The following is a 10,976-nucleotide window of genomic DNA, read 5'->3' as shown; positions in this document are numbered from 1 at the left end:
GAGCAATGAGGAGAACGTGATGTCAGCCGAAGCAGCCGTCGAAAGTCAGGCGGAGAACGGGCCGGCGGCCGGCCGCGCCCGATCGTGGACCCTGGCGCTGGCCTCCGTCGCGATGTTCATGCTGATGCTCGACGTGACCGTCGTCAACGTCGCCCTTCAGGACCTGCGGACCTCACTCGGGGCGGACTTCTCCGACCTGCAGTGGGTGATCGACTCGTACACCCTGACCCTCGCGGCCTTCCTCCTCACCGGCGGCTCGCTCGCCGACCGGCTGGGCCGCAAGCGGGTCTTCAACGCGGGCCTGGTGCTCTTCACCCTCTCCTCGCTCGCCGCCGGTCTGGCGCAGGACGTCCTCACGCTCAACATCGCCCGTGGCGTCCAGGGCGTCGGTGCCGCGGTCCTGTTCTCCGTCGGGCCCGCCCTGATCGGGTACGAGTACCGGGGCGCCGACCGGGGGAAGGCGTTCGGCGTCTTCGGCGGCGTCGCGGGTCTCGCCCTGGCCTTCGGGCCGCTGGTCGGCGGATTCCTCACCGACGCCCTCAGCTGGCGCTGGATCTTCCTCATCAACGTGCCGATCGGTGTCGTGGCCCTGATCGTCGGCGCCCTGCGCCTGAGGGAGTCGCGGGAACCGGCGGCGCACGGCATCGACTGGCCGGGCATGCTGACCTTCGGCCTCGGCCTCACCCTGCTCGTGCTCGGCTTCCTGCGGGCGGAGTCCTCCGGCTGGACCAGCGCTCCGATCCTCGGGGCGTTCGCGGGCGGCCTCGCCCTGCTCGTGGCCTTCGTCGTCATCGAGCGGGCGCGCGGCGAACGGGCCATGTTCGACCTCTCCCTGATGCGCACGCCCACCTTCACCGGAGTCTGCCTGGCCACGCTGCTGTCCAACGCGACCAGCCTCGCCGCCGTCTTCCTGCAGATCTCCTACGTACAGAACGTCCTCGGGTACTCGCCCTGGGAGACCGGGCTGCGCTTCATGCCGATGATGATCACTCTCTTCCTCGTCGCCGCGGTCACCGGCGGTCTGCTGGCCAAGGTGGCCCCCGGCGTACTGATCGGCCTGTCCATCGGCCTCATCGCGGTCGGCATGGGCCTGATGGTGCTCGTCGGACCCGGCGACTCGTGGACGGCGATGCTGCCCAGCATGATCGTCACGGGCATCGGCATGGGCCTCTTCAACCCGCCGCGCGCCGCCGTCACCATCGGCGTGGTGCGGCCCGAGAAGGCCGGCATGGCCTCGGGCATGGGGGAGACCTTCCAGCAGGTCGGCGTCGCGGTCGGCATCGCCGCCTTCGGCGCGCTCTTCCACCACAAGGTGGTCGACGCCTTCGTCGGCTCGGCCGCCGGCACGGAGCTGGCCGGACAGGCCGAGGCCGTCGGACAGCAGGTCGCCACCGGCGGCACCTCCGGACTGGCCGACACCGTGGCCCCGTCCCTGCTGAACGAGGTGACGGCGACGGCCCGCTCCGTCTTCGTCGACTCCCTGACCGACGTCATGGTCGTCTGCGCCGTGATCGCCGCCGTGGGCGCCGCCATCGCCTTCGTCCTCATCCGCCGCCGCGACCTGCACGAGAGCGCGCAGAGCGAGCCCCTGGCACCGACGCCGACGACGGCCACCGCCTGACCGGGGCGTTCCCGGCACATGCCCGAATTCAGGAGACAGAAAGTGGGGCGAATCCCTGTGCAGCACACCGTGAGGGTGGTCGGAATCGGGGGTTCGCCCCGGCCGGACTCGACAGCCGAACGGGCACTCCGCGCCGTCCTGGCCGCAGCGGAGCGACAAGGAGCCGAGGTCACCTGCATCGGCGGCACCGAACTGGTGATGCCGCTCTACGACCCACGGGAAGGGCTCCGCTCGGCGCGGGCGCTCCGACTGGTGTCCGAGATAGCCGCCGCCGACGGGCTCGTGCTCGCGAGCCCGGCCTACCACGGGAGCATCTCGGGCCTCGTGAAGAACGCGCTCGACCATGTCGAGGAGCTGCGCGACGACGCCCGCCCGTACTTCAGCGGGCGGGCCGTCGCCGCCCTCGCCGTCGCCCAGGGCTGGCAGGGCGGCGTGTCCACGCTGGCCGCGCTCCGCGACGTGACCCATGCCCTGCGCGGCTGGCCCACTCCCCTCGGCGTCGTGGTGAACACCGCGACGGCGGGGTTCGGGCCGGACGGCACGTGCACCGACCCTCATGTGCAGCGCCAGCTGGAGACCATGGCGACGCACGTGGTGGACTTCGCCCGGATGAACGTCCTCGCGTCGGCGGCGCGGGACGCCGCCGAGGCGGAGTCCCTGCCGGCGGCGCGGGACGCCGCCGGCACCGAGGCCATGTCGTCGGCGGGGAAGTGAGGACGCCCGTGGTGACCCACCTGGCCACCCGGCCGCCCCGACGCCCGCTGACCCACGGAGCCGTGACCTGCCCACGGCCCGTGCCGGGGGCAGCGCTGCGGCTGTTCCTCTTCCACCACGCCGGTGGATCGCATCTTCTCTACCAGGGCTGGGAGCGCGAGCTCCCGGCCGACTGGGAAGTGTGCCTGCTCGACGCTCCCGGCCGGGGACGGCTGGCCGACACCCCCTTCATCGACGACTGCGACGAACTGGTCGCCTTCTTCGCCACCGAGCTCCGGCCGTGGACGGACCGCCCCTTCGCCTTCTTCGGGCACAGCATGGGTTCCCTCGTCGCGTACGAACTGACCCGGCGTCTGGAGGCCGAGGAACGCCCGCTTCCGCTCTGGCTCGGCATGTCCTCCTGCGGCGCGCCGCAGCCCGACCGAGACCGGGGGACACCGAAGGGGCGCCACCTGTTCACCGACGACGAGCTGCGGGACTGGCTCCGGTCGGTGGGCGGCACCCCCGACGCGCTGCTGGACGACGAAGCGGCGTGGAGCCTCTTCGGTCCCCGGTTCCGCAACGACTTCGCCCTCGTCGACACCTGGCGGCCGGCGGCGCGTACCGAACCACTGCCCATCCCCGTCTCCGCGTTCGGAGGTGACGACGACCCCGTGGTCGGGCGGGAGCGCCTCGCCGCCTGGGCGGGCCGGACGGAGCACTTCCTGGGCCTGAACATGTTCGACGGCGGCCACTTCTATCTCGCGGGCCGGCGACGGGCGGTCGCCCGGCGCATCACCGCGGCGGTGGCCGCCGCACGTCGCGCTTCCGGACACGCGGGGACAACCCCCGATCCATGCGCGATGCTGGGGACGTCTTGAAAGCAGGAAAGGAACCAGATGAAATTCGTCGCCTTATCCGGGAGCCTGAGGGCCAAGTCGATCAACACCGCGGTGGTGCGCACAGCCGCCGAACTCTGTCTGCCACCGGTGTCGATGACGGTCTACGAGGGTCTCGGGGAGCTGCCGTTCTTCAACCACGACGTGGAGACCGAGGGCCCGCCGCCCGAGGTCATGGCCTTCCGTGCACTCCTCGAGTCCGCCGACGCGGTGCTCATCTCCAGCCCGGAGTACGCGCACGGCACCTCGGGCGTGCTGAAGAACGGCCTCGAGTGGGTGGTCGGCGGCGGAGAGCTGGTGGACAAGCCCGTCGCGGTGGTCACCGCGTCGCCGTCGATGACCGGCGGCGACCGGGCGCAGGCCTGGGTCAAGGAGACCCTGGAGGTCATGGGCGCGCACATCCTCCCGGAATCGCTCCCCATTCCGCTCGCGACGGCCAAGGTCGCGGACGGCCGGGTCCACGACGAGGAGACCCTGAGCGCCCTGAGGGACGTGCTCGCGGCGATGGCCAGGGCGGCGAAGGAGCGTGGCACCGAGGAGTGACCGGTGCCCGGCCGGGCGTCGCAACGTCCGGCCGGAAGTCGCCCCGCCCGGCCGGGCGTCGCCGCGCCCGGCCGGGCGGAAGAAGTCCCTTCGGACCGCCTTCAGCGCTTGCCGATGTTCCTGAGCGGCAGCCCGCCGCCCCCGAGGACCACCTTGGAGAAGGCGCCCGCCAGCTCGGTGAGCCGCCGGGTGCCCTCCGCCCCCAGCTGCTCGTAGGGGGCCACATCGAGGCGGTCGGTCTCGGCCTCGACGGCACGGCGCAACTCGGCCCCTTCGCCGGTCAGTTCGCCGTCGGCGTCGAGGATCCCGCGTTCCACCAGCCGTTCCCGCGCCGCCGCCCACTCCTCCGGCGACCAGCCCCGCGCCGACTGCAGATAGGCGGGCCGCCAGTTCGTCCCGGTGGCGGTGTGGGACACGAGGGCCTCAAGCCCGTCGAGACCTGCCTGGGACAGCGCGATGACGTGACCGTCCCCGCGGTGTTCACGCAGCAGGGTCGCGGCATGCCACAGCGCGAGATGCGGCGCCTCGGGCACCGGCAGGTCGGCGTTGGCCGAGTACAGCGTCCGACCCGGCCGCCGGCAGCCCTCGGCCGCCCGGAGCGCCAGTCCGGCCGCCTCCGCCATCTCGGGGGAGCCGAGCGCCTCGCGCCCCAACAACCGGGTGAGATAGGCGTCCGTGATCCGCAGCCTGGCCTCCAGGACGGCGGCGGGGGAGGCGACCTCCCAGGCCCGCGGAAGGTGCCGTGCCACGAGATCCGGGTGGAAGTTGTAGAAGGCCGCCGTGACCACACCGGAGCCGACCGCCCCGAAGGGCGCGGCCCGCCCGGCCAGGTACGCCATGGGCCCGCCCTCCAGACCGAGCTCCGTGTAGGCGTCGTCGTGCTCGGACACGAAGTAGTACGCCGCATGGACGGGATGGTGGGCGTTGTAGCAACGCCGCGCCTCGCGCGGGGATATGGCCGTCATGGCAGCCACGCTACGGGGCGCACGCCCCGCACGGGGGCTTCTCGGGCGCCCGGCCACCGGCCCCACCCCGGGATAGGCTCGCTGGAGGGTGGTCCGGCCACGAGGGCAGGCCACGACGCTCGGCCACGACGCTCGGCCACGACGCCCGGACACGACGAGGGGGCTCTCTCAGTGGAACGCCTGGCCGAAGGGGACCGGTCCGCGCCCGCGGTACTGCCCCCGCCGCTGCGCTCATGGCTCGGGCTGCCGGCGGCCGTCGCCGCCCTGGCGGTCGTCGTGCTCGGGGTCCGGTACGCCGACGCCGGCGGGCCCGGCGGCGTGGACGCGCGGTTCCTGGCCGCGGTCGAGGGAGTGGGGCCGCGCGCGCGGCACATCGCTCTGGCCACGGACTTCCTGGGCGAGCCCATGGGCGCGGCGGCGCTGGTCGTGGCCGTCGTCACGGGCTGCCTGCTGCTTCGGCGTCCTCGCGCCGCGGTGCTCGTCGTCGCCGGGACCGGCCTCGCCGTGGTGACGACGAGACTGCTCAAGCACCTGGTGGGACGCACCATCCACGGCGACGAGAACCTCTCGTACCCGAGCGGGCACACCGCCTTCCTCACCGCACTCGCCCTCGTCGTGGCGCTGCTCGCGACCGGCCGGTTCAACCTCGGCAGGACGGCCGGCACCTCACTCGTGCTCCTCGCGGCGCTCATCGCCGGCGCCGCCATGGGCTGGGCGCAGGTCGTCCTGGGCGCGCACTACCCGACCGACGCCCTCGGCGGCTGGTTCACCGCCCTCGCGGTGATACCGGCCACCGCATGGGCGGTCGATCGGGTGGCCGACTCCCCGCGCAGGCAGCGGCGCTGACGTCACGTCACATCGGGCCCCTCACACCGAGCGCCGGAAGACGGGCTTCACCGCCCGCCCGGCCAGCCACGGGGTGGGATCGCCGGCGTCCAGCGCCTTCCGGTACACCGCACACGCCTGGGCCACCACGTCGACCGTGCGGTCGATGTCGGCCTCGTCGAGCGCGCTGCTCACCACGAACGACGGGGCGAGCACCCCGCCCGTGAGGAGCCGGCGCAGGAACAGGGTGCGGTACTCCTGCGACGGCCGCCGGTGCTCGTCGAGGGTGGCGAAGACCAGGTTGCTGGCCCGGCCCCGGACGACGAGGTGCTCGCCGACGCCCATGCCGGCCGCTGCCTCTCGGACACCGGCGGCCAACCGCTCGCCGAGGGCGTGCAGGCGCGCGGTGATGCCCTCCTCGACGTAGGTGGTCTGCACCGCCGTCGCCGCGGCCAGCGAGTGCGTCTCCGCGCCGTGCGTGGTGGACAGCAGGAACACCCGGTCGCCGGAGTGACGCAGTCCGCCCCACTCCATCAGTTCGCGGCGCCCGGCGAGCGCGGAGACGGCGAAGCCGTTGCCCAGCGCCTTGCCGAACGTGGAGAGGTCGGGGACGACGCCGTACAGACCCTGCGCGCCCGCCTCGGACCAGCGCAGACCGGTGATCATCTCGTCGAAGACCAGCACGCAGCCGTGCCGGTCGGCCAGCTCGCGCAGGCCGGCCAGATATCCGGGCGGGGGTTCGGTGTGCCCGGCCGGTTCGAGGATCAGGCAGGCGACCTCGTCCCGGTACCGGGTGAGCAGTTCCTCCGTGGCGGCCAGGTCCCCGTAGGGGAACGCCACGGTGAGCTCGGTGGTGGCCGCCGGGATGCCGGCGGACATCGGCGTGGTGCCGATGAACCAGTCGTCGACGGAGAAGAACGGATGGTCACCGCAGACGGCCACCCGCGGGCGGCCGGTGACGGCGCGGGCGAGGCGTACCGCGGCGGTGGTGACGTCGGAGCCGTTCTTCGCGAACTTGACCATCTCGGCCGTCGGCACCGTGGCCAGGAAGCGTTCCGCGGCCTCGACCTCCACGATGGACGGCCGGACGAAGTTGCTGCCCCGGTCGATCTCCCGCCGCACCGCTTCGACCACGCGCGGGTGGGCGTGGCCGAGGCTGACCGACCGCAGGCCGGAGCCGTACTCGATGTAGCGGTTGCCGTCGACGTCCCACACATGGGCGCCATGGCCGTGGCTGATGACCGGGGCGAGGTTCTCGGGGTACTGGTCGTCGCCCTTGGCGTAGGTGTGCGCGCCCCCGGGGATCAGGGCGTGCAGCCGTTCGTTCGCCCGTCGCGACCGGGGCAGGAGGAACTCTTCGGTGTCCACGTCGACTTCACCTCTCCTCGTGCGTCAGGGCCTCGGCGAGGCTCGGCGCCTCTCGGTCCCGCGCGGACATCGACACGGGCGGCAGCGGCCAGGGGATGGCGAGTTCCGGGTCGTCGAAGGCGATCGTCACGTCCTCGGCGGGGTCGTGCGGGCGGTCGATCCGGTACGAGGTGTCGGCGGTCTCGGTCAGCGCCTGGAAGCCGTGCGCGCAGCCCGCCGGGATGTAGAGGGTCGTCTGCGTCTCGCCGGACAGCTCGAAGAAAGCCCGGTTGCGGTAGGTCGGCGAGTCCGGCCGAAGGTCCACGACGACGTCGAAGATCCTGCCGTACGAGCACCGCACCAGCTTGGCCTCGCCGGCGCCGGAGCGCAGGTGCATGCCGCGCAGCACGCCCCGGACCGAGCGGGACACGCTGTCCTGGACGAAGGCGTCCGGGTCGAGGCCCACCGAGCGGACCACGTCGGCGTCGAACGTGCGGCAGAAGAAGCCGCGTTCGTCGGCGTACGGCGTCGGCACGAACAGATACGCGCCGTCGATCTCCGGGACGTCGATCGCTTTCATGGGGTCTCCCGCAGGGCATGGGCATGGGCATGGGCATGGCCGGTTTTCGGGAACACGGCCGCGGTCAGGGCTGTGAACTGCTCATCGAGCTGCCGGGCGACGGTCAGGTTCCGCTCGGCGAGGGTCCGCCGCAGCTCCGACGCTCGCCGCTCCAGCTCCCGGAACTGGTCGAGCAGCCGGTCGGTGTCGACCTCGCGAGCGGGGTGGCAGTACGCGGCGAGGCCCATCCGGTCCATGAGGGCGTCGCTCTTCGCCGCGTAGCTGAGCGCGAGCGTCGGCACGCCGACCTTCAGCGCGCAGACCAGGTTGTGGTACCGGGTCGCCACCACCGCGTCGGCAGCGGCCATCTCCCTCATCACGTCGTCGAGCGAGACCGTCTCGGCGGCGGTGACCAACGGGGAGTCCACCGCGTCGAGGATCGCGGCGACCACCTCCCCGTCGACCGCGTCGCCGGTGAGCAGCCGGACCGGCCTGCCGGCCTCGACCAGCGCGCGGACGAAGCGGGTCGTCCCGTCGAGGTAGCGCCGGTGGATCTCCTCGGCCCGGTCGCGGTCGTCGTCGCCGCCGTGGAAGGCCATGACGCCGACGCACACCCGGCCCGGCGCCCCCGAGGGAGCGCTCGACGGCGGTGTCGGCAGGGCGAAGGCGAGATCCGGGTGGACCTCGTCGCGCACGGTGTCCACGCCCATCGCCCGCAGGGCGTCGCGGGACTGCTCGTCCCGGTACGACCGGTACGTGGCGAGCCGCGCCGACCGGCGGACCAGGGCCCGGGTCGCCCGGTTGCCGATCGGTCCGGCGCCGACGCCGACCAGCGCGACCCGGGTGCCGAACAGCCGGCCGGACGCGCAGAGCAGGAACAGCGCGTAAGGGAAGCCCCACGGCCGCAGCGGCAGCGTGGCCTCCAGCACGCCCATGCCCGGCACGATCACCACGTCGTGCCGGCGCACCCAGGCGGCGGTGCGGACGGCGTCGACGACTTTCCCGAGCGCCTTCCCCGCGATCGCGCCCGCCCGCGACGCGGTCCGGTACTCCCCGCGGTACCAGTGCAGCCGCGTCGCCGGGAGCCGGTTGCCAAGCCGTACGACCTCGGGACCGCCGCACATCGCGTCCACGATCGCTTCCCGGTGGTCCCTGCGGAGGTACGCGAGCACGGCCTCCATCGACCCGTCGTTGCCGAGGTTGCCGGAGCCGAGCAGACCGAACAGCCCGACGCGCACCGGAGGCCCCGTCGGGGGCCTCATGCCCGCCTGCCTTCCCGGCCGGCCACGATGGCGTCGAGGGAGACGCCGAGCCGGTCCGGGTCGACCGGGGCGCGGTCCTCGACCCGCTCACCGGCGCCCGGCCGGGCCCGGCTGGCCGCCCAGGAGGCGAGGTGCCCGTAGCACGCCCGCCGGTCGGCCGGCGACAACGGCGCCCGCCGGATCGCCGCGACGAAGCCCCAGACGTACTCGGCGAGCAGCCGCGGCGTCGGATGCAGCGGCCCGGCCCGGCGCGGGTCCAGGTTGACGCAGCGGGAGCGCTTGGAGGGGTTGGCCCGTTCGGCGCGGGTGGGGTGGTCCCGGCGGAAGTACAGCAGCTCCGGCACCTGATGGAACGGCCCGTGCAGGCCGATCTCGGAGACGAACGTGCGGTCCGCGTGGTGGTAGCTGTCGTGCGGCCTGACCCGGCGCAGCACGTCGGCCCGCATCACCCCGTAGAAGTCGTCCCCACCGGGCTCGAAGAGCATGCTGCGGAAGCGCTCCGGCGCGCGCGGCGAGTCGGTGGCGAGCGTGTATGCGTACGGGACCTTCACCCGGCCTTCGCCGTCGATGACGGCCTGGTCGGCGTGGGCGAGGATCACGTCCGGCCGCTCGTCCAGCGCGTCCACACAGCGCCGCAGCAGATCCCGGGCGTACAGGTCGTCGTGCGAGGCCCACTTGAACAGCTCGCCCCTGCACTGGGTGAACACGTAGTTGTGGTTCGGTGCGGCGCCGATGTTCCGGGTCAGCCGGATGTAGCGGATGCGCGCGTCCCGCGCCGCGTACGTCCGGCAGATCTCCTGGGTGCCGTCGGTCGAGGCGTTGTCGGAGATGACCAGCTCGAAGTCCTCGTAGGTCTGACCGAGCAGGGCGTCGAGCGCCTCGGCGAGGTACTCCTCGCCGTTGTACACGGGCAGGCCGATGCCGAGCCGGGGAGGGGCGGTCATGGTGTCCTCACTTCGGGAAGGGGTTCTGGTGGTGCTCGCGCTTCGGGAACGGGTTCCGGTGGTGCTCGCGCAGGGCGGACCGCAGCTCCAGCCACCACACGGCAGAGCTGCCGAGCGTCGCGGCGGCGACGCCCCAGGCCGAGCCGACCGTGCCGGCGACGACCGCCCCGCCGAGCCCGCCGCCGACATAGAGGGTGGAGGCGATCAGCTGGCAGCGCAGGCTCCGCCGGGCCGCGGCGAGCGCGCGGAGACCGGCCGCCGCGCCAGTGCCGAGGCTCGCCGCCGCGACGCCGAGCGTGGCCGGCACGATGAGCTCCGAGGCGGCCTGCCAGACGCCGCCGAGCACGAGCTCACCGAGCCGGTCCGGTACGAGCAGCAGTGCCGCGCCCCAGAGCAGCGCGGCGGCGGCCTGCCCGCCGCCGAGCAGGAGACAGAACGCGCGCAGGCGGTGCGGGGCCTGCCGCAGCACCCGTGCCGCCTCCGCGACGGTCACCAGCGACAGGCCCATCAGGACGGCGAGGAACGGGCCGAGGAGGAGCTCGGCGCCCCTGACCACCCCGACCGCGCTGACGCCGACGATCGCGCCGAGCCCGTACGCCCGCAGCTGGCCCGCGCCGCTGACGCCGACGTTCTCGACGAGGTACCGGTAGCCGAGGTCGCGCTGCTCGCGCGTCCAGGCGCGCGCCCCGGCCGGCCGGGGCCGGATGCCCGACTGGAGGTGGCCGTAGCCGGCGGCGACCGCGGCGGCCGCGCCCCAGGCGAGCACGAAGGCGGGGACGCTGCCCACGCGGGCCGCCACGACCATGGCCGGGACCAGCACGACGCCCATCACGAGGTCGTTGACGAACGCCTTGCGCCCGGCACCCGCGGCGAAGAAGGAGAACCGCCACGCGTCCTGGAGCAGCAGCCCCGGAAGGACGACTCCGAGGCAGGCGAACGCGGACCCCACGGGCCCGCCGAGCCCGAGTCCGAGGGCCAGGCACACCGCGCCGAGGGTGACGCCGACGCCGAGGGCGGTACCCGACGACCGGGCCACCGCCCCCCGCCAGGACGCCTCCGGCACGCCGCTGAAGCGCACCATGAGCGGGTCCGTGGCCAGCCCGCGGGAGACGCCGAGCACCACGCCGAAGGTCACCCAGGCCAGGCTGAACACGCCGAACGCGGCCGGCCCGAGCGAGCGCGCCACGTAGATGCCCACCACGAAGTTGGTCGCGCTGGACGCCGCCTGGTCGGCGAGACCCCAGGACAGCCGGCCGGCGATCGCCCGCCGGGCCGACCCGGCGGACCCCGTCGTCTTCTCCCCCTCGGTGGTGGTCAT

Annotated in this window: 11 protein-coding genes; 5 read left to right on the top strand and 6 right to left on the bottom strand. The window is 73.4% G+C overall.

From position 1 onward, the window contains the following. The first annotated feature begins 19 nt into the window (after positions 1-19). From N5875_RS01935 to N5875_RS01920, 4 genes are read left to right on the top strand one after another with little or no spacing between them, the layout of a single operon-like run. Positions 20-1,621, top strand: coding sequence for an MFS transporter (locus N5875_RS01935; protein WP_338491457.1), 1,602 nt, complete (start codon positions 20-22; stop codon positions 1,619-1,621). A gap of 42 nt (positions 1,622-1,663) precedes the next feature. Next, positions 1,664-2,335 carry an NAD(P)H-dependent oxidoreductase gene (locus N5875_RS01930; protein ID WP_338491456.1) on the top strand — a complete coding sequence of 224 codons (672 nt, stop codon included), beginning with the start codon at positions 1,664-1,666 and terminating at the stop codon, positions 2,333-2,335. An 8-nt stretch (positions 2,336-2,343) separates the two neighbouring features. After that, positions 2,344-3,195 (top strand): alpha/beta fold hydrolase, encoded by an 852-nt coding sequence (locus N5875_RS01925; RefSeq protein WP_338491454.1) that lies wholly within the window; start codon positions 2,344-2,346, stop codon positions 3,193-3,195. Positions 3,196-3,213: 18 nt separating this feature from the next. Next, on the top strand, positions 3,214-3,756 hold the full coding sequence (locus N5875_RS01920; RefSeq protein ID WP_318210460.1) for an NADPH-dependent FMN reductase: 543 nt from the start codon (positions 3,214-3,216) through the stop codon (positions 3,754-3,756). Positions 3,757-3,857: 101 nt separating this feature from the next. On the opposite strand, the gene N5875_RS01915 is transcribed toward N5875_RS01920, so the two are convergent. After that, positions 3,858-4,721: a hypothetical protein gene (locus N5875_RS01915; RefSeq protein WP_338491453.1), complete on the bottom strand. Its 864-nt coding sequence runs from the start codon at positions 4,719-4,721 to the stop codon at positions 3,858-3,860. 171 nt (positions 4,722-4,892) lie between these two features. Between N5875_RS01915 and N5875_RS01910 the strand changes: the two genes are divergently transcribed. Further along, a complete protein-coding gene (locus N5875_RS01910; RefSeq protein ID WP_318210458.1) occupies positions 4,893-5,567 on the top strand; it encodes a phosphatase PAP2 family protein in 675 nt (224 codons plus the stop codon). Positions 5,568-5,588: 21 nt separating this feature from the next. Here N5875_RS01910 and N5875_RS01905 read toward each other — a convergent pair whose 3' ends face one another. Genes N5875_RS01905 through N5875_RS01885 form a run of 5 tightly spaced genes read right to left on the bottom strand, consistent with a single transcriptional unit; the run spans position 5,589 to position 10,976 of the window. Next, positions 5,589-6,914 (bottom strand): glutamate-1-semialdehyde 2,1-aminomutase, encoded by a 1,326-nt coding sequence (locus tag N5875_RS01905; protein WP_318210457.1) that lies wholly within the window; start codon positions 6,912-6,914, stop codon positions 5,589-5,591. Positions 6,915-6,921: 7 nt separating this feature from the next. Next, a complete protein-coding gene (locus N5875_RS01900; protein ID WP_318210456.1) occupies positions 6,922-7,473 on the bottom strand; it encodes a dTDP-4-dehydrorhamnose 3,5-epimerase family protein in 552 nt (183 codons plus the stop codon). Beyond that, positions 7,470-8,714, bottom strand: coding sequence for a polysaccharide pyruvyl transferase family protein (locus N5875_RS01895; protein ID WP_338491450.1), 1,245 nt, complete (start codon positions 8,712-8,714; stop codon positions 7,470-7,472). Before N5875_RS01895 ends, N5875_RS01900 begins: the two co-directional genes overlap by 4 nt. Then, positions 8,711-9,658: a glycosyltransferase family 2 protein gene (locus tag N5875_RS01890; protein ID WP_318210454.1), complete on the bottom strand. Its 948-nt coding sequence runs from the start codon at positions 9,656-9,658 to the stop codon at positions 8,711-8,713. Before N5875_RS01890 ends, N5875_RS01895 begins: the two co-directional genes overlap by 4 nt. A 7-nt stretch (positions 9,659-9,665) precedes the next feature. Then, positions 9,666-10,976, bottom strand: coding sequence for a hypothetical protein (locus N5875_RS01885; RefSeq protein WP_338491448.1), 1,311 nt, complete (start codon positions 10,974-10,976; stop codon positions 9,666-9,668).

It is taken from the genome of Streptomyces sp. SJL17-4 (assembly GCF_036826855.1).
Lineage (GTDB): Bacteria > Actinomycetota > Actinomycetes > Streptomycetales > Streptomycetaceae > Streptomyces.
This window is presented reverse-complemented; position numbering and strand designations above follow the sequence as displayed.

What these genes read in the sequence shown, in the direction of transcription:
- N5875_RS01935 (WP_338491457.1), top strand. Translation starts at nt 20, where the DNA reads ATGTCAGCCGAAGCAGCCGTCGAAAGTCAGGCGGAGAACGGGCCGGCG.
- N5875_RS01920 (WP_318210460.1), top strand. Translation starts at nt 3,214, where the DNA reads ATGAAATTCGTCGCCTTATCCGGGAGCCTGAGGGCCAAGTCGATCAAC.
- N5875_RS01915 (WP_338491453.1), bottom strand. Translation starts at nt 4,721, where the DNA reads ATGACGGCCATATCCCCGCGCGAGGCGCGGCGTTGCTACAACGCCCAC.
- N5875_RS01900 (WP_318210456.1), bottom strand. Translation starts at nt 7,473, where the DNA reads ATGAAAGCGATCGACGTCCCGGAGATCGACGGCGCGTATCTGTTCGTG.
- N5875_RS01895 (WP_338491450.1), bottom strand. Translation starts at nt 8,714, where the DNA reads ATGAGGCCCCCGACGGGGCCTCCGGTGCGCGTCGGGCTGTTCGGTCTG.
- N5875_RS01890 (WP_318210454.1), bottom strand. Translation starts at nt 9,658, where the DNA reads ATGACCGCCCCTCCCCGGCTCGGCATCGGCCTGCCCGTGTACAACGGC.
- N5875_RS01885 (WP_338491448.1), bottom strand. Translation starts at nt 10,976, where the DNA reads ATGACCACCACCGAGGGGGAGAAGACGACGGGGTCCGCCGGGTCGGCC.